This window comes from Nocardia flavorosea, from assembly GCF_015477805.1.
Classification (GTDB): domain Bacteria; phylum Actinomycetota; class Actinomycetes; order Mycobacteriales; family Mycobacteriaceae; genus Nocardia; species Nocardia flavorosea_A.
This window is the reverse complement of record NZ_JADLQL010000001.1, coordinates 39,015-57,271: the sequence shown is the minus strand read 5'-3', so window position 1 is coordinate 57,271 and position 18,257 is coordinate 39,015. Positions and strand designations below refer to the sequence as shown.

Here is an 18,257-nt window from a genome sequence, read left to right as displayed (position 1 = left end):
CACCGTCGCGGGGCGGGTGAATCGCACCGACTCACCGGTGGGCGCGGATAGCCGCCGCGGTCGCCGCCACACCGCCCGCAGTACCCTTTCCCGATACACGTCGGCCGGGCCTGCGCTTCGGCGGGCCCGGCCGTCTGCCACTACGGATTCTTCCCGATCCCTGCACCCGAGCCGAAACCCGGGCGAGTATCGGATTCAGAGCTTGAAACGCCCGGCAAAGCTGCGCAGGGGCAGGTCCGCGCTGGTGATGATGCCCGGCCGCGCCGCAACCACGGACCGCAGCGAGTGCAGTGCGGGCATACCCGTGACGGTCATCCCGATCGAGGCGAAACTTGCGGGGTCGGACAGATCGACACCCTTGCGCGGAAACACCATATGTTTGCTGTAGATGTTGGGATCGCCGGTGATCTGGGTGATATAGCAGCCCTTGATCTTCCAGGCCGGATCGGTATGCGGGGTCATCTGCCATTCGAGATGCGATTCGACCCGAGGCACACCGTCGACGAGACCCTGGTACTTGATGTAGTTGGCGCCGAGCGACCCCTTCGGCAGGAAGTACCAGCCGAGATCGACGTCTTCGGTGCAGGCGCCGAGTTCATAGCCGAAGGTGACCTCGTCGAGTTCCAGGCCGAAGGCGTCGGCCATCAGGTACACCGAATCGGCGAACACGGCAGTGTACTTGTGCAACGATTCCGGAATGGCCGGATCGTCGACCGGGCGCCCGTATCCGACGGCCTTCCAGGTGTCGACGGAATGATGGCAGGAGACGTCGACCGATTCGGTGACGGTGACGTTCTCGATATCGGCGACATCGGCGCTGTGCACGATGCCGAGGATCTGCGCCAGCCCCGGGTTCATCCCGGTCCCGTAGAACGTCGCGTCACCGCGTTCGCAGGCGGCCGCGATGACCTCGCTGACCTTGCGGCCGGAAGGATGCGGATGGTTGGTGTCGCGGTGGTATCCGGTGATCCAGTCCGCGGTGGTCACCACGTTGATACCCGCTTCGAGAACCTTCTCGTAGAGGTCTTCGTCCGGAAAGACCCCGTGGAAGGTGAGTACATCGGGCCGGGCGGCGATGATCTCCGCGACCGTCCCGGTGGCTATCACGCCCACCGGGTCGATACCCACGATCTCGCCGGCGTCGCGGCCGATCTTGTCCGGGGTGTAGCAGTGCAGCCCGACGAGTTCGAGGTCGGGATGGTTTCGGATCCGGCTGATCATCTCGGTGCCGAGATTGCCGGTCGCTACTTGGAATACCCGAATCTTGTCGGTGCTCATATGCGGCCTTTCGGTCTGGCGGGGTTGCGGGCAGGCGGGATCACGAATCGGCCGGGTGGTCCGCGGGCCGGACGGCACCGCTGTACTGCCGGTACGGGTCGGCGGACGGCGCGGTGGCGGGGTAGAACTGCCGTGCCCATTCCCGGAGCGCGGTGAACCCCCGATACTCCTTGCGCGACAGTGCGGGTGGATCCGAATACCGCTGGTGCGACCAGATCTCGATATCGGCCTCGAACTGTTCGATGACGAAATCGGCCATCGTCTGCCCGTACCGGGTGATCTCCGGGCCGTCGTCGCCGGGTTTGCGCCCGATCCACACCGTGAACCGGACGTCGGAGGTGGATTCGTCCACCGGCGTCACCGCCGGCATGGTGCGATTGTCGACCATGCCCCAACTCTTGGTGATCGAACAACCCAGCCCGGCATTGATCGATTCGACACCGCTGTTGACCTGGTCCGCGGCCACCGATTCGTCGAAGGCGATGGTGAAATCGACGTAGGAGACGGGACCGGAGAAATCGTGGCGGGTGAATTCCGGGACGAACGGGGTCTTGTGCACGAACTTGAAATGGGCGAAATCGACGCCGTTCTCCATGACGTACTGGGGATGCATCTCCAGTCCCGTCCGGAACAGGGTCGCCGCGGGGACCGGCGGGTAGTAGTCGGCGGCGGTGCGGCCGTCACCGAACGCGGTGAACATATCCGGCACCTCGAAATACGGCGGCCGGCCCTCGATATCGAACCAGATCCACACCGCCTCGTTGCGTTCCACCACGGGATAGCTACGGATCCGGCGGCCCTTGTTCGGATGACTCTCGTACGGGATGCAGACATTGCGCCCCTCGCGATTCCACTCCCACCCGTGGAAGGGGCATACCAGGTTCTCCCCCTCCACCCGGCCGCCGTATCCGAGGTGGGCGCCGAGGTGTTCACAGTAGGCGTCGAATACCGCGACCCGGCCGGATGCCGACCGCCAGGCCACCATCTCACGCCCGAAGTACTTCATCTTCTGCACCGCCCCGGTGGTGATCTCACTGCACCAGGCCACCTGGAACCAGCCCGTCGGCTCCATCGACAGCGGCGGTTTCGCCATCTGCACCCCTTCACGCCTTCGTGAGCTGCTCGGCACGACGCACGGATCGGCCGATCCGGCCCACGTGCGCACTGATAATAGAACCCTCTATGAAAGAACACAAGGGGTGTTCGCGGAACTCCGCGGCATCGGTCGGCGCCGGTAGACTCGCTGCTCGTGACAGAAGCGGCGGCAGGTGAACGGCGCGCCAACAGGCGTGGAATCCAATCTCGGGAGAGCATGCTCGAGGCCGCGATCGTCTCGCTGGCCACCGGCGATCCCGCCGCCGTCTCCGGTAACCGCATCGCCCGCGATATCGGCGCGACCTGGGGCGTGATCAAGTATCAGTTCGGCGATATCGACGGTCTCTGGGCGGCTGTACTGCGCCGCACCGCGGACAAACGCGGCGATCTGCCCGCGGGCATCAAACCCGACGGCACCCTGCAGGAGCGGGTCGCCGCCATGATCACCGCCATGGCCCGCGGCCTGCGCAGCCGGGAATCGCTCGCGATCGAAACGCTGCGCGCCGCGCTCCCCCGCGACCACACCGAACTCGAACGCGATTTCCCGCTCACCGCCGCCGAACTGGCCTCGTGGAAACCACAGTGGGATACCGCCTGCCAGAAGGCATTCGCCGACCTGGACCTAGACCCGGTCAAGGTACGCAAAGTAGCTGCGCTCATCCCCGCGGCAATGCGCGGTATCACCTCCGAACGCACTCTGGGCACCTACGGCGACCTCGACGACGCCCTCGATGCCCTGATCGGCGGAATAGTCAGCTACCTCGAAACCTGACGAACCGGCACCCTTTCCGGCACCGCGAATGTCGTTCTCGGGCTCGAAGCCGAGTTCGTGCGGGGTCCACACCGGCTTCGGTGAGGCGGTGCCGCGGCCGCCGGCGAGCACTCGCCCGCACTACGCATTGGGCGCGAACCAGTTCCTCCAGCCCCTGCTGGCGCTGTCCGCGCCGGCGGTGCAGAAGTTGTGACCGGCGGGAAGAACGGAATGCCGAACCCGCGGTCGCTTCGGCGAGACAACCCGGACCTTATCGGGGAGCCTGAGGCGTTCACGGGCGCGGTATCGACCACACCGTCACCCGGCACTCCGTTCGGTATCGGGCAAACCGCCGTACGGAGTTCGGATCAGCGCGCGGATTACCGTTCCCCAACCGGTGAGCGCGTTGCTGTAATGCGGCTATGGTTCACTCTTCTCCCGCCGGGCGACGTCAACTCGCCCTCAACGCGTTCATCTATCCCGCAGGCCACCACGAGGCCGCCTGGCGGCATCCGCTCAGCCGCCCGGACCGGATCTACGATGTGCGCTACTACCAGGAGATCGCGCGGACCGCAGAAGCCGCGGCCTTCGACGCGGTCTTCTTCGCCGACGGTCCCGCGCTGCGGACCAGTGTGGCCTACAACGCCGCGCCCGGCCTGGAGCCGATCACACTGCTCACCGCGATCGCCGCGGCCACCAGCCGGATCGGATTGATCGCGACGGCGTCCACCACCTATTACGAGCCCTACAACCTGGCCCGGCTGTTCTCCTCGCTGGACCATATCTCCGGCGGCCGGGCGGGCTGGAATATCGTCACCACCGGAACCGATCTGGCCGCCGCCAATTTCGGCCTCGACCACCATCCCGGCCACACCGAACGCTACGCACGGGCCCGTGAATTCGTCGACGCGGTAACGGCACTGTGGGACAGCTGGGAGGACGACGCCGTCCTGCTGGACCGCGCCGCCGGTCGCTACGCCGACCCGGACAAGATCCATCCCATCCATTTCGCGGGAGAACATCTGCGGGTGCGTGGCCCATTCACCTCGGCCCGGACCCCGCAGGGCTATCCGGTGCTGGTGCAGGCCGGCGCCTCGAACGAGGGCCGGGCCTTCGCGGGCCGCTACGCCGAGGCGATCTTCACCGCACATCAGCGACTCGGCGACGCCCAGGCCTTCTACACCGATATCAAACGCCGGGCAGCCGAATTCGGCCGCGATCCCGGCCATGTGAAGATCCTGCCCGGCCTCAGCCCGTTCATCGCGGCCACCGAAACCGAGGCGAAACAGCTCGAACGCGAGTTCAACGAGCTCACGGTTCCCGAATACGGTCTCGACCAGCTCGAAGGGCTGGCCGGTGAATCATTGCGTCGCCTGCCGCTCGACGAGCCGGTCCCGGCCGGCTTGTTCGCCGACGCCGGCGATGTCACCGACAACACGGCCAGCCGGCGCCAGGTCGTGGCCGGTATCGTGCGCCGCGAACGCCCCACCCTGCGCGGCCTGCTGCACCGTCTCGCCGGGGCCCGCGGGCATCGCGTATTCGCCGGAACCCCGGAGCAGGTGGCCGACACCATCGAGGAATGGTTCTACTCCGGCGCCGCCGACGGTTTCAATGTGATGCCGCCCTACTACCCCGGTGGCCTGGAGACCTTCACCGCAACCGTGGTACCGATCCTGCGGGAACGCGGCCTGTTCCGCACCGGGTACACGGGCACCACGCTGCGCGACCATCTCGGTCTGCCGAAACCCGCGAGCCGGTTCGCGTCCGTACCGATACCCGGTTAGCGGGAACGACTCGCTGTACGACCTCTTCGGCAGGAAGCGCGCACAGCAACGGGCTGCATGGGCAAGAGCGCTACGCGACCGACTCGATGCTTCTGTTCCGCTACTGCCGGTTGTCGGCGAACAGCAGAGTGCCACCCAGACCGATCATCATCGCCCCGCCCGAGGCGCCCGCCATGGAAAGCCGCCGCGGCGACCCGGTGAACCAGCCCCGCGCGGCACCGGCCAGTAACGCCCACACACTGTCACAGGCGAACGCGACCGCGGTGAAAACCGCACCGAGCACCATCATCTGAAAGGGAACATTGCCCGCGCGGAAATCGACGAACTGGGGCAGGACGGCGACGAAGAAGACGATCGTCTTCGGATTCGTCGCCCCCACCGTGAAACCCTCACCGAACACCCGCCACGGAGAGAGCGCCGCGGTATCGCCGGCACCGGGCGCGTCGAATCTGTCTCGGCGATGACGGATGGCCTGGACTCCCAAGTAGGCCAGGTACAGTGCGCCGAACACTTTGACGACCGTGAACAATACGATCGATTTCGCCACGATCGACCCCACCCCGCCGGCGACCAAACAGATCGGCACCAGGCCTCCCACCTCGTTACCCAGCACGCTGAGCAACCCGCCCCTACGTCCCAGTGACAGCGACCGGCCGATCACGAAAAGCACACTGGGGCCGGGGATCACGATCAGGACCAGCGAAGCCAGTCCGAAGGTCAGCAGCGCATCGCCGTCGGGCACATTCCGAGGCTAGCACCGGGCCGGATGGCCACGACACGCATTTCCGACGCCACCGGCAACTACGGCGGCTTCCGTCCAAAGGCCGGACGAAGCCGGGGGCGGTGTACCCGGGCGAGGATCACTCACCGGCCTCCCACATCTTCGGCCAATCCTTCGCGTGCAGTGCCGCATCGGTGCCGCCGTCGGCGAAGAGCACGGAGCCCACCAGGAACGTCGACTCGGGTCCCAGCAGAAACGCGATCAGCGAGGCGATCTCCTCCGGCCGGCCGCCGCGTCCGACCGGAATACCGGCCAAAAACTCCTTCATTCCGGCGCCGACGGCCGGGTCGTCGACGCTGCTGTCCGTCAGCGGAGTATGAATGAAACCCGGTGCGACAGCATTGATCCGGATGCCGTCTTTGATGTATTCACCGGAGTTCAGGCGGGCATGGTATGCCAGGGCCGCCTTCGTCGCGGGATATGCCTGCATCGAGGCGAACTCGCCATACGACTCCGCCAGGCGGCAGGCCGCGGCTTCGTCGCCGGTCAGACAGGCGTCGGCGAGTTCGGTCGGCCAGCCGGGCTGGCAGGTCGTCGAGTTCGAGCTGACGAGAACGACCGAGGACGTCTCCCGCTGGGCGAGCAGAGGTCGCAGCCCGGCCAGGAGCTCGACGGCGCCGAAGTAGTTCACCGCGACCAGTAGTCCGGCCGGGCGCCCGGTGGCCGGGCCGACCCCGGCAATCGGCGCGAACCCGTCGATGGGTCCATCGGCCAGGTCGGTGATCGCCGCGATGGCCGCCGCCCGACCGGCCGGTGTCGCGAGATCGGCGTCGATATCGGCATTCTGCAGATCCACGCCGATTACGCGGTGACCGCCGGCCTCCAGCCGGGCTTTGGTGGCCGCTCCGATTCCGGAAGCTGTGCCGGTGAGAACGTAAGTAGACATGATATTCCTTGTCGTCGAATGGGGAGGGTGCGCCGCAGGACCTCGCCGGCACCACGCTTCGGGGGGTAAATCCTCTCGATCCTTCGGATGATGTTCAGGACATACCGCCCCACCCCTCGGCCGCACAGTCTCGGCGTCCGCTCAGTGGACATCGCACCAGTGATCTGGCGAACGCCGAGGAGCGGTGTAGTGGTACACGCCCGCGACGCGGTGCAGCCGGGCTCGGCCGGCAGTCGCATACGCTGCATACGTCCCGGCGGTCCGGTCCGGACCGCATAGGTATCGAACGACCCGATCGGAAGGAGTGCGATGAGGCTGGCCGGAAAAGTCGCGATCGTGACCGGAGGCGCGGGCGGTATCGGCCGCGGAATCGTCCGGGCCTTCACCAAAGAAGGCGCACAAGTCCTTTTCGTCGATATCGACGATGACGCGGGTAAGGCACTCGAAACCGAACTGGCCGGAACCGGGAAGTTCCTGAACGCCGATATCTCCAAGGAGGCGAGCGCGCCGGCCATTGTGCAGGCAGCGATCGAGGCGTTCGGCAAACTCGATATCGTCGTCAACAATGCGCACGCCTCCCGGCAGGCGCCGCTGCTGGAGACCACCCAGGACATGCTGGATCTGTCCTTCGGGACCGGTTTCTATCCGACCTTCTGGCTCATGAAGGCCGCACACGAACAACTGGCCACCAATCAGGGCGCGGTCATCAACTTCGCCTCGGGGGCCGGTATCGAGGGGCAGGAGAACCAGGCCTCCTACGCGGCCGCCAAGGAGGCCATCCGGGCGATCAGCCGGGTCGCCGCGAACGAGTGGGCGGTAGACAACATCAATGTCAACCTGATCTCGCCGCTCGCGCTGACCGAGGGTGTCGAATCCTATATCGCCGCGAACCCCGGTATCGAGGATGTTCTGCTGGCGAAGACGCCGCTGCACCGGTTCGGTGACCCCGAGGCCGATATCGGCCGGGTCGCGGTTTTCCTCGCCAGCGCGGACGCCGACTACATCACCGGCCAGACCATCATGGTCGACGGCGGCAGCATCAAGCTGCGATAGATGAAAGCGGCAGTGCTGATTCGCTTCGGCGGACCGGAGGCGCTGGAGGTTCGCGACGTGCCCGATCCGGCCCCCGGGGCGGGCCAGGTACTGGTCCGGGTCACCGCCGCGGCGATGAACAACACCGATATCTGGACCCGCGAAGGCGCCTACGGAACCGCGGAGGACCCGGACGCCCGGGCCGGGTGGCGTGGGCCGATCGATTTCCCGCGCGTCCAGGGTGGCGATATCGCCGGAGTCGTCGAGGCCGTCGGCGACGGTGTGGACAGCTCCCTGATCGGCCGGCGCGTCCTGGTGGACCCCGCCTTCTACGATGCCCGCGACCACCCGGTCGGGCTGCTGGGGAGCGAAGCCGACGGCGGCTTCGCCGAACGAGTTCTCGTCGAGAGCAGCCGGGTGCACGACGTCTCCGACTCGCCCCTGTCGGACGAGGAACTCGCTTGCCTGCCGGTCGCCTACGGCACCGCGATGGGGATGCTCGAGCGGGGCGGTATCGGACCCGGTGAGACAGTACTGATCACCGGGGCTTCGGGTGGAGTCGGTATCGCCCTGGTGCAGCTCGCCCGGGCACGCGGTGCGCAGGTCATCGCCCTGACCACCGAGGCCAAGCGCGACCAGGTCACCGCCGCCGGCGCCGCGGTGACCGTCGACCGTCACCGGCCGATCGGCGACGCGGTGCACGAGCATGCCCGAGGCGGGCTCGACGCCGTCCTCGACGTGGTCGGCGCCCCGGTTCTGGCCGAGGTGCTACCGCATCTGCGCGACGGCGGCCGGTGGATGATCGCCGGAGCGATCGGCGGCCACACCGTCCCGCTCGACCTGCGCCGGCTCTATCTGCACAACATCGCGATCATCGGTTCCTCGATGCACACCCCGCACCACTTCGATCTACTCGTGGCCCAGGCACGCCACGGCACCGTACGACCGCCGATCGCGGCCGCCTATGACCTGGCCGATATCCACCGGGCGCAAGCGGAATTCGGCACCCGCCGGCACGTGGGCAAGATCGTCGTCCGCCCGTAACCCGGACGATCAGCGGCCCACACGTTTCGCGCACTCCGCCATTTCGTCGATCACGAGATCCATGGAAGTGGCGTGGCGGGACGCCGACAGGACGAGGCGGTCGGCGCCGAGCGCGCGGGACCGGTCCAGCTTGGACTCGTCCAGGCGCGGCAGGGTGGCGCCGAGGACCAGGGAGATATCCGCGGGATCCCGCTCGGCCGCCACGGCCGCTTCGCGCATGGTGCCGATCGCCGTAGCGAGGTCGTCGCCGGCCAGCCCCAGTGGCTGGAATCCGTCGCCCAACCGGCCGGCCCGGCGAGCGGCTGCCAGGCTGTGGCCGCCGATATACAACGGCACCCCGGTGTCCCGGACAGGTTGGGGCCGGCTGTAGGCGCCGGTGAACGAGAAGTATTCACCGCTGAAATCCACGCCGTCGCGACCGGCCCACAACGCCCGCATGACCGCGATGGATTCGTCGGCGATCCGGCCGCGCCGGTCGAACCGACCGCCGCAGGCCTCGATCTCCTCCCGCATCCAGCCGACACCGAGGCATATGCGCAGGCGTCCGCCGGAGAGCCGGTCGAGGGTGGCCAGGCGTTTGGCCAGCACCACCGGATTGTGGTTGGGCAGCACCAGGACGCCGGTCGACAGGCCGAGGGTGGTGGTGGCGCCGGCGACGAACGACAGCAGCTCCAAGGGGTCCGGGATATCGCAATCGTCGGGCAGATGAGATTTGCCGGTCGGCGAGTAGGGGTATTCGCTCTCGGTATCGGCGATGACCACCGAATGTTCCACGGCGGAGATCTCGTCGAATCCGAGCGATTCCGCGGCCCGGGCGAACCGCAGGATCTCCTCCGGTTCCCCGCTCGTGCCCAGTTCGACCGGGATCACGACACCGAGCTTCATTCCCTGTCTCCTTCGCTGCACCTGCACCTGCACCTGCACCACCGGCCGGCCGTCATCGACGCGCGGTCTCCGGGTCGGGGAGGAACCGCGCGCGGCCGTAGGTGTGGAATTCCTGTTCGAGTTCCTGTTTGCCGGTTTCGGTCAGCAGTTCGTAGGTCAGCGCACCGCGGCCCACCCGGTGGTATATGGGGTCGCCGACCCGCCACAACTGCGCCTGCAGTTCGCGTTTGAGCACCTTGTTCGATCCGGTCACCGGGAGGTTCGCCGATACCCGCACGAACCGCGGCGCCGCCTTGGTCCCCAGATCGTCCTGGCCGCCGAGGAAATCCGCGAATTCGGCGGGGTCGAAATCGGATACCTGCGCGACCTCGATCGCGGCCATCACCTGATCCCCGGAACGCGGGTCGGGTACCGCATACACACCGGTCGCGATGATCTTCGGGTGCCGCCGCAGGATCCGTTCGATCGTCAGCGCGGAGGTGTTCTCGCCGTCGACGCGGATCCAGTCACCTTTGCGGCCCGCGAAGTAGATGAACCCGGCCTCGTCGATATAGCCGAGGTCGCCGGTCCAGTACCAGCCGTGCCGGATCCGCTCGGCCACCGCGGCCTCGTTCTTGTAGTACCCCTCGAAACGTTTCGCGCCGCCCTTGTCGACCATCTCGCCGATCGCCTCGTCCGGGTTCAGCACCCGGCCGAACCGGTCGAGCTTCGCGCGGGCGCATTCGGCCCGGGTGTCGGGGTGCACGACGGCGATCTCGGCGTGCGCGGGCCGGCCCATGGCGTCTTCGGGGGCATCCGGGTCGGCCTTCACCGATCCCGCGCCCTCCGACGATCCGTAGCCCTCGAACAGTTCGGCTCCGAAACGGCGGGCGAACTCGACCTTGTCCTCCGGTGATGCTTCGGTGCCGAATCCCCGGACCAGGGTGTTGTCGATATCGTCGGGCTGTTCGGGGGTGGCCATCAGATAGCTCAGGGCCTTGCCGACGTAGGTGAAGAAGGTGGCGCCGAAGAACCGCACGTCGGGCAGGAAACCGGAGGCGGAGAACTTCGGGGTCAGGCAGACGGTGGCGCCGTTGGACAGCGCCGGCGCCCACAACGCCATCAGCGCGTTTCCGTGGAACAACGGCATACAGCAGTAGTCGACGTCCTCGCGGACGTGCCCGTATTTCTCGGTGTTGGCGTACGCGAGCCGGGCCAACCGGCCCTGGCTGCAGCGCACCGCTTTCGAGGTACCGGTGGTGCCGGAGGTGAACAGCAGCAGGAACAGCGTCGTTTCGTCCACCGCCGGCGCGGCGACGGGCTCGTCCACCCAGTGCTCCCGGACCCGGCCGGGATAGGACGGTGCGTCGACGAGGACGAAACGGTCCTCGTCGAGGCCGAGATCCAGCTCACGCAGCTGCGCCATCCCGGCGGTATCTGTCACGATCAGCTGGCAGTCGACGTATCGGATCTCGGCCTCGAGTTCGGCGCCGCGCCGGGTGGGGTTGATACCGACGATCACCGCACCGCTCAAGGCGGCGCCGCCGAGCCAGAACAGATATTCGGGGGTGTTCTCGAGCAGCACCCCGATATGGAACGGTCCGTCGACCCGCAACGCCGTGGCCAGCGCCCCGCGGGCGGCGCTTTCGCGCACCGTTTCGTCCCACGTCCAATCCCGTTCCCGGGTCCGCACTCCCAGGTGCGAATCGCCGAGACGGTCGAGCAGCATTCCCGCAATGGTCGCGTGTTCCAACTCAACTCCTGCCCGCATATCCCGTGCCACACGTGTCCGGCAACGCCGCATGTGCCGATCCGACGCTATCCAAGTCCCGCCCGCACCCGCCGTGGCAGGTCTCAGCCAGTGGAAAGCGCGCGCTCAGTCGACCTGCGGCGCCCACTGCACGCCGTTGATATGCGCGCCGCCGTCGACGAACAGGGTGTTACCGGTCAGGTAGCGCGCACCGTCGCCGGCGAGGAAGGCCACGACCGGGCCGATATCGTCGAGGGGATCCCCGACGCGACCCATCGGGTTCGCCGCATCGATCGAGGCCGCCATTTCCGGATTGGCATCGGCCATCCGCTGGTAGGCCGCGCTGCGCGCGCCGGGGCAGATCACATTGCAGCACACCTGTTTCGGCGCCCATTCGCGCGCCGCAGTACGGGTCAGGGCCCGCAGGGCCTCCTTGGCCGCGTTGTAGGCGACCGAGTACATATGCGCGTTGACACCGTTGAGGCTGGCCAGGTTCACGACCCGCCCGGTGCCGTGTTCCGCCAGCGCTGGATAAGCCCGCTGCATGGCCCAGAACGCGGCCATCACCGCCATATCGAAACCGGCGGACATCACCGCGGGTGCCGTCTTTTCCAGGCGTGCGTAACCCGTTCCGCGCCAGGCATTGTTGACCAGAACGTCCAGCCGGCCGTATTCGGACACCGCAGCGTCCACCATCGCCTCGACCTGACGTTGCTCGGTGACATCGGTGTACACGAAGTGCGCCCGCACACCCCATGTCTCGGTCAACCATTTCGCGGTATCCGCACCGGCGGCCGCGTCGATCTCGGCGACCAGCACATCCGCGCCCTCCCGGGCCAGCGCACCCGCGATACCGCGCCCGATACCCACCCCGGCGCCGGTGACGAGTGCGGCCCGACCGGTCAACGTACCCATATGTATGCCTCCTGTTCCGAGGGCAGCGTGCGGTACTCACCGGCGGTGCGGCCACCGAAGTCTCACCCACCGAGAGGCCCCCTTGGGATCCGCGTCGATCAGGGCTGAGATACAACGATGGACCCTGCCGACCGTCTTGCCCTGAGCGCACTCGCCGCGCGCTATGCCCAAGCCGTCGACCGCCGGGACACCGCGGCAGTCGCCGCCCTGTGTACCTCCGAGGTGGTGGTCGTGCTGCCGCCCGAACTGAACCGAACGGACGCACCGGCGGAACTCCGCGGCCGGGAGACAGTGGCCCGGTCGGTGGTGGGGGCGGTATCGCACCTGGTGGCGACCCGGCACGTCATCGGACAGCAGGTGGTCGAGACCGACACCACCGGCCGCGCCCATGGCGAGACCTATTGCACGGCGCACCACATCTACACACGCGGTGAGGGGCACCGGGACAACCGGATCGCGCTGCGCTATCAGGACACCTTCGAGTTCTCCGGCGGCACCTGGTTGTTCTCCCGCCGGGAACTCGTGGTCGATTTCGCCGAGGATGTGCCGGTGACCCGCTCGGGCCGCTGACTTCCCATTGACAGTCCAATCGGACTGTGAAACCGTTCTCGGTACCTTCGCCGACCAGATCGGAACACCGAGATGACCTTCACCGGAACGACGGTCGACTACGCAGTACGCGACCACCGCGCCTACCTCACCTTGAATCGGCCCGAGCGGCTGAACGCGATCACCGGCGAGATGGCTCGCGAAATCGGTGACGCCGTCGCCGCGGCGAACGCCGACGATTCGGTACGCGTCATCGTGGTACAGGGGGCGGGCCGCGCCTTCTGCGCGGGCTACGATCTGAAGCTCTATGCCGAAGGCGGTGCGGAACATCAGGGCGCGGTCTGGGATCCGATCAAGGATTTCCGGATGATGAAAACCAATACCGACCACTTCTTCTCGCTGTGGCGTTCGGCCAAACCCACCGTCGCGAAAGTGCACGGCTACGCCGTCGCGGGCGGTAGCGATATCGCGCTGTCCTGCGACCTCGTCGTCATGGCGGAGGACGCGCGGATCGGCTATATGCCGGCCCGGGTATGGGGTTGCCCCACCACCGCGATGTGGGTGTATCGCCTCGGCGCCGAACGCGCGAAGCGGATGCTGCTCACCGGCGACACCATCGACGGGATCCGGGCCCGGGAGTGGGGGCTGGTCATCGACGCGGTCCCGGCGGCCGAACTCGATACCGCGGTCGAAGAACTCGTCGACCGGATGGCCGGGGTCCCCACCAACCAGCTGGTCATGCAGAAGATGATGATCAACCAGGCCTACGACAACATGGGCCTGCAGACGACACAGAACCTCGCGATCCTCTTCGACGGCATCACCCGCCACTCCCCCGAGGGCCGCTGGTTCGTCGATTTCGCCCAGCAACACGGTTTCGAGGCCGCGGTCCAGTGGCGCGATACGGGCCGGTTCATCCCGGACGGCGGCGGTGAGATCCCGGCCGACGACGAGATCGAGCGGATGAAGCGGGAGCTCGAGCAGCGGGCGGAGCAGCGGCGATGACCGCGCTCACCGAATCCGTGTGGCCGGTCGACACCAGCAGGCCGGTTCTCGAGGTCACGGTGGGTGAACTGCTCCGGCAGGCGGCCGCCGACGCGCCGGAGAAAGTCGCGCTGGTCTCGGTGGCTCCGCAACGTAACTCCCGCACCTGGACCTACGCGCAACTGCTCGACGATGCCGAACGCGCGGCAGCCTGGTTGCTCGACCGGTTCCGGCCGGGCGAACATATCGCGGTGTGGGCGCCGAATGTCCCCGAATGGCTCGTGCTGCAGTACGGCGCCGCGTTCGCCGGGCTGGTGCTCGTCACGGCCAACCCCGCTCTGCGTGGACCCGAACTCGAATACGCACTCGACCGGTCGCGTGCGGCCGGCGTTTTCTACACCGACAGCTTCCGCGGTACCGATATGGCCGCCCAGATCCACGCCGTGCTGCCCGCAGTCCCCGCGGTGCGCGCGGTCGTCACCTTCGACGGCTGGCTCGACGAAGTCCGCGGCACCGAGAAGCCCGCGGAACTACCGGTGGTCGATCCGCGCTCGGCAACCCAGATCCAGTTCACCTCCGGCACCACCGGCCGCGCGAAACCGGCGGTACTGGCGCACCGGTCGATGGTGACCAACGCGGCCTTCGTCCGTGACCGCTGCGGTGCGGCACCGGGAGCGACCTTCGCCACCGCTCTGCCGCTGTTCCACACCGCGGGGTGCGGTCTGGCCGCGCTGGGCTCGGTGTATCAGCGGGCCACACTCGTCCTCGCCGAAGTTTTCGACCCGGCGACGATGCTGGCCGCGCTCCAGGAGCACCGCGCCGAGATCTACGGTGGCGTGCCCGCCATGCTGCACGCCCTGCTCGCCTACCCCGGGGCGGCCGGGTTCGATCTCGGTGCGCTGCGGGTCGTGATGTCCGGGGGCGATGCCGTGCCGCCCGCACTGGTCGACGGCTGGGCGCAGCTCTGCGGCGCCGCCACCAGCGCGGTCTACGGGCAGACCGAACTCGGGCCGATCGTCTGCCAGACGAGTCCGGCCGACAGCCGCGAGGACAACCTGTCCACCGCCGGCCGGCCCCTTCCCGGCGTCGAAGTCTCCATCCTGGATCCCGGGACCGGGGCGGTGCAACCACTCGGGGTCGAGGGCGAGATCTGCGCCCGCGGCTACCAGCAGATGCTCGAATACCTCGATATGCCCGCCGAAACCGCGCAGACAGTCGATCCCGCGGGCCGGCTGCACACCGGCGACCTCGGGACGATGGATGCCCGCGGCTATATCCGCATCACCGGGCGGCTGAAGGACATGATCATCCGCGGCGGCGAGAACATCTACCCGCGCGAAATCGAGGAAGCGCTGGCCGCACATCCCGCGCTCATCGATGCGGTCGTACTCGGCCTGCCCGACGAGACCTGGGGCGAACGCGTGGCCGCGGTGGTGCGGCCGGACCCGGCACAACCGGCCCCCACACCGGTCGATCTCCAGAATTACCTGCGGGAACGTCTCGCTCCGCACAAAACCCCGAAATCCTGGTACGTCGCCGAGAGCCTCCCCGTGAACGCGATGGGCAAGCTCCAGAAGTTCCGGCTTCGCGATATGATCGCCGACGGCCGACTCGAAGCCCTGTGACCGGCAAATCGGCGCATTCCGGGCGTGTCGCCGGCCCGCAGCGGCGAGAGCCCGCGCGGCCGGTGCCGCGCACCACCGGCCGGACGCGTCGAGAACAGCACGCGCAAACTCACGCCGCGCTGCTCGACGCCACGATCCGATGCCTGGTCGAACACGGGTACGCGGGCACGACCACACAACGTATCCAAGAGGAAGCCGGCGTCTCGCGGGGTGCGTTACTGCATCATTTCGCGTCGAAATCGGAGTTGCTGGTCGCCGCGATCCACCATATCGCCGACCGGCGCCTGGCCGATTTCGGCGAATACGTCGCCGGCCTGGGCGACGGGCCCGAGAACCTCCCGCAGATGGTGCACGCGGTCCGGTCGGCGATGACCGGGCCCCCCTTTCAGGCGGCAATGGAACTGTGGGCCGCGTCCCGTACCGACCCACAATTACGCGAAGCGCTGCTGCCCGCCGAGAAACGGCTGGGGTCCGCACTCCGCGGCCATTTCGAACGGCATGCCGGTATCACCGATCCCGAAGCGGCCCGGACAGCATTCGAATCGCTCATGGCGCTCGTGCGCGGGCTGGAACTCACCCGGCTGCTACGCACCGATTCGACCCTGGCCGACCGGGTCGTCGACGACTGGCTGAACAACGTCTCCCGGCTACGCGAAAGATGAGGGCTACATCGGCGACAACGGTGGTGACGGCGGGAAAACGACAGGCAGCGTCGTCAACGCGCGATGGAAAGCGCCGGTCCGCCAGGTCAGCTCCGCGGGCGGTACTGCGAGCCGGATCTCCGGCAGGCCGTCGAGCAGTTGGTCGATGGCGTCCTGCGCGATGAGGTAGGCCAGCGAACTGGCCGGGCACACATGCGGGCCCCCACCGAAGGCCAGATGAGCCCGGTTACCCGCATGCCGGTCCGACCCGATCACCGGATCGGTATTACAGGCCGCCATGCTGATGATCACGGGCTGGTGCGCCGGCAACCAGACCCCCTCGATGAGGATCGGCTGTTTCGGGAAGGTGAAACAGAAATTCGCCATCGGTGGATCGTTGAACAGCACCTCGTCCAGCGCGTCCCGAGTGGACAGACTGCCGTCGAGCGCACTGTCCCCGAACTGCTCGTCGGTGAGCATCAACCGCAGCGCGTTCACGATCAGATTCTGCAGCGGTTCGATACCTGCCCCGTAGATCGTGCCCACCTGGTTCGCGATCTCGGGTTCGGTCAATGCGCTCGGGTGCTGCATCATCCGGGTCGTCACATCGTCACCGGGTTGAGCGCGTTTGAGCTCGATCAGCTCCGCCAGCGATTTCATCAGCAACGCAGCGCCGTCCTCGGCGCCGACACCCTCGAACATGGCGGCCATCCCGGTCGCGGCCCGCTGTGCAATCTCGGTAGGGCAGCCCAGCATCGAGTTCAGCACGGCGAAGGTGAGCGGAAACGCGTACTGCTCGATCAGGTCCGCCGATCCGTCGGCACAGAAGGAGTTGATCAGCGGAACGGCGACCCGCTCCACGGTCTCGTGCAGGCCGAACGGATCGACCTCGTCCAGCCCGGCGACGATGGCCTGCCGATAGCGCGTATGCGCGCTGCCGTCGTTGCGCCGGGCGTTCGGCCGCCACTGCATGAGCGGCAGCACCGGGCAGTTCGCGGGAATATCGCGCTGCCACGTGCGCGGGTCGGCCGGGAAATGGTCCGGGTCGTTGTAGATCCGCAGCGCCGTGTAGTAGCCGATCACCAGCGTCGCGGGCACCCCCGGCGCCACCTCGACCGGCACCAGGGACCCGTAACGTTCCCGCATCGCGCGATAGGTGCTGTGCGGGTCGACCGCGAACTCCGGTACGTACAAGGGAATCCGCGGGCCGTCCATATCGGCCGGTGTACTGTGCGGAGCGCGGGGCGAGTGCTGCTCGGAAATCGTCACCGGACGGATCCTAGGCACAGGACCGGCTATTTCTCTCGTCGTACGGCCGAGTGCCGCTGTGCTGCCGGCAGCCGCCGAGACAGCCGGCAGCACACCGTCATGATCGCCGATGAACGCGAACGGGCGGTATCCCCTCATCCGGCCGCCGCCGGCCCGGCCCGGTATACGCCGCATAGAGTTTCGTGACCTGTGTTCCGGTGATCTTCGGGTCAGGCGGATACCGCCGGCAAGCTCCGGCCCGACTCGATAGGGGATGATCGAGATACACGCGGCGGAGAGGAAGGATGCGATGTTGTGAGCCCGATCGAGACCACCACGCGGCGCGACCCCGGCGCCACGCTGTGCCGCGTCGTCGGGTACGTGTGCTCCGGGGCCGCAGTGTGTGCGTTCCTGGCAGTGGGCTGGTCGACAGGCGAAACGCTCGGTGCGGGACCGCAGTACTCGACGCCCGGCCGGGTCGTTGCGGTGGCACTGCCCACCGGGATCATGGCACTCGTCGCGGGAGTGTTCGCACTGGCCGCCGGAGCAGAATCCCCGGAGTTCGAGCCGCGGATCGTGTTCTCCCCACTCGCGGCGGTGTTCGTGGCGCACGGCGCCGGCGGAATCGCGCACGGTGTGCTCACCGCGACGCCGCCGCCGGTGTTGTCGGTCGGGTTCACCGCTGCGGGAGCTGCGGCCATGGTGGCCGTCGAGGTGATCGCCCGCGCCATGACACGGAACCGCCGGTTACGGCAGCGCGTGCGGACCGAAGGGCGTGCGACGACCGGCACGGTGACCCGGGCTTCCCGGCGGGATTCCGACGACGGAGCCCGCAGCACCCGGGTAACGGTGGAGTTCACCGACCACGCGGGGCGCACGCGCCGGACTTCCGGTTGGGTGGACGGGGTCACGGTGGTCAACACGCGCATACAGGTCCGCTACCTACCCGAGTTCCTCGACCGCAGGGCCGGCGTGGTCGTGGGAGAGAACTGATCATCGGCGCGGGGACACCGGCGGCGCGGCGAGTCCC

The 18,257-nt window shown here is 67.5% G+C and carries 17 protein-coding genes; 9 read left to right on the top strand and 8 right to left on the bottom strand.

The window, feature by feature from the left end:
* Positions 1 to 195 precede the first annotated feature (195 nt).
* Entirely contained in the window at positions 196 to 1,278 is a 1,083-nt protein-coding gene (locus IU448_RS00270; protein ID WP_195053472.1) for a dihydrodipicolinate reductase, read from the bottom strand.
* A 40-nt stretch (positions 1,279 to 1,318) separates the two neighbouring features.
* On the bottom strand, positions 1,319 to 2,371 hold the full coding sequence (locus IU448_RS00265; RefSeq protein WP_195053471.1) for a Rieske 2Fe-2S domain-containing protein: 1,053 nt from the start codon (positions 2,369 to 2,371) through the stop codon (positions 1,319 to 1,321).
* Positions 2,372 to 2,527: 156 nt separating this feature from the next.
* On the opposite strand from IU448_RS00265, the gene IU448_RS00260 reads away from it, so the two are divergent.
* Positions 2,528 to 3,145, top strand: a complete 618-nt coding sequence (locus tag IU448_RS00260; RefSeq protein ID WP_195053470.1) for a TetR/AcrR family transcriptional regulator — start codon at positions 2,528 to 2,530, stop codon at positions 3,143 to 3,145.
* A gap of 401 nt (positions 3,146 to 3,546) precedes the next feature.
* Entirely contained in the window at positions 3,547 to 4,908 is a 1,362-nt protein-coding gene (locus IU448_RS00255; RefSeq protein ID WP_195053469.1) for an LLM class flavin-dependent oxidoreductase, read from the top strand.
* A gap of 100 nt (positions 4,909 to 5,008) precedes the next feature.
* Here the strand turns inward: IU448_RS00255 and IU448_RS00250 are convergent, their stop codons facing one another.
* Together IU448_RS00250 and IU448_RS00245 are read right to left on the bottom strand one after the other, a co-directional pair.
* Positions 5,009 to 5,650 carry a LysE family translocator gene (locus IU448_RS00250; RefSeq protein ID WP_195053468.1) on the bottom strand — a complete coding sequence of 214 codons (642 nt, stop codon included), beginning with the start codon at positions 5,648 to 5,650 and terminating at the stop codon, positions 5,009 to 5,011.
* 118 nt (positions 5,651 to 5,768) lie between these two features.
* The gene (locus tag IU448_RS00245) at positions 5,769 to 6,575 is read right to left on the bottom strand and encodes an SDR family oxidoreductase (protein WP_195053467.1); all 807 of its coding nucleotides are present in this window, start codon (positions 6,573 to 6,575) and stop codon (positions 5,769 to 5,771) included.
* Between the two features lie 309 nt (positions 6,576 to 6,884).
* Between IU448_RS00245 and IU448_RS00240 the strand changes: the two genes are divergently transcribed.
* Together IU448_RS00240 and IU448_RS00235 are read left to right on the top strand one after the other, a co-directional pair.
* Positions 6,885 to 7,628, top strand: coding sequence for an SDR family NAD(P)-dependent oxidoreductase (locus IU448_RS00240; RefSeq protein WP_195053466.1), 744 nt, complete (start codon positions 6,885 to 6,887; stop codon positions 7,626 to 7,628).
* Positions 7,629 to 8,651, top strand: a complete 1,023-nt coding sequence (locus tag IU448_RS00235; protein WP_195053465.1) for a zinc-binding dehydrogenase — start codon at positions 7,629 to 7,631, stop codon at positions 8,649 to 8,651.
* A 9-nt stretch (positions 8,652 to 8,660) separates the two neighbouring features.
* On the opposite strand, the gene IU448_RS00230 is transcribed toward IU448_RS00235, so the two are convergent.
* From IU448_RS00230 to IU448_RS00220, 3 genes are all read right to left on the bottom strand, one after another.
* Complete coding sequence (locus IU448_RS00230) at positions 8,661 to 9,536, bottom strand: LLM class F420-dependent oxidoreductase (protein WP_195053464.1); 876 nt, start codon at positions 9,534 to 9,536, stop codon at positions 8,661 to 8,663.
* A 52-nt stretch (positions 9,537 to 9,588) separates the two neighbouring features.
* Positions 9,589 to 11,286: an AMP-binding protein gene (locus IU448_RS00225; protein WP_228811969.1), complete on the bottom strand. Its 1,698-nt coding sequence runs from the start codon at positions 11,284 to 11,286 to the stop codon at positions 9,589 to 9,591.
* 105 nt (positions 11,287 to 11,391) lie between these two features.
* Positions 11,392 to 12,180, bottom strand: a complete 789-nt coding sequence (locus IU448_RS00220) for an SDR family NAD(P)-dependent oxidoreductase (protein WP_195053462.1) — start codon at positions 12,178 to 12,180, stop codon at positions 11,392 to 11,394.
* A 117-nt stretch (positions 12,181 to 12,297) separates the two neighbouring features.
* Between IU448_RS00220 and IU448_RS00215 the strand changes: the two genes are divergently transcribed.
* From IU448_RS00215 to IU448_RS00200, 4 genes are all read left to right on the top strand, one after another.
* A complete protein-coding gene (locus IU448_RS00215; RefSeq protein ID WP_195053461.1) occupies positions 12,298 to 12,750 on the top strand; it encodes a nuclear transport factor 2 family protein in 453 nt (150 codons plus the stop codon).
* Positions 12,751 to 12,822: 72 nt separating this feature from the next.
* Positions 12,823 to 13,734, top strand: coding sequence for a crotonase/enoyl-CoA hydratase family protein (locus IU448_RS00210; RefSeq protein ID WP_195053460.1), 912 nt, complete (start codon positions 12,823 to 12,825; stop codon positions 13,732 to 13,734).
* Positions 13,731 to 15,338, top strand: a complete 1,608-nt coding sequence (locus IU448_RS00205; RefSeq protein WP_195053459.1) for a class I adenylate-forming enzyme family protein — start codon at positions 13,731 to 13,733, stop codon at positions 15,336 to 15,338. The genes IU448_RS00210 and IU448_RS00205 overlap by 4 nt, the downstream gene beginning before the upstream one ends.
* Positions 15,335 to 16,000, top strand: coding sequence for a TetR/AcrR family transcriptional regulator (locus IU448_RS00200; protein WP_280458564.1), 666 nt, complete (start codon positions 15,335 to 15,337; stop codon positions 15,998 to 16,000). The genes IU448_RS00205 and IU448_RS00200 overlap by 4 nt, the downstream gene beginning before the upstream one ends.
* 3 nt (positions 16,001 to 16,003) lie before the next feature.
* On the opposite strand, the gene IU448_RS00195 is transcribed toward IU448_RS00200, so the two are convergent.
* A complete protein-coding gene (locus tag IU448_RS00195) occupies positions 16,004 to 17,194 on the bottom strand; it encodes a cytochrome P450 (protein WP_228812091.1) in 1,191 nt (396 codons plus the stop codon).
* Positions 17,195 to 17,542: 348 nt separating this feature from the next.
* On the opposite strand from IU448_RS00195, the gene IU448_RS00190 reads away from it, so the two are divergent.
* Complete coding sequence (locus tag IU448_RS00190; RefSeq protein WP_195053458.1) at positions 17,543 to 18,220, top strand: DUF3592 domain-containing protein; 678 nt, start codon at positions 17,543 to 17,545, stop codon at positions 18,218 to 18,220.
* Positions 18,221 to 18,257 lie beyond the last annotated feature (37 nt).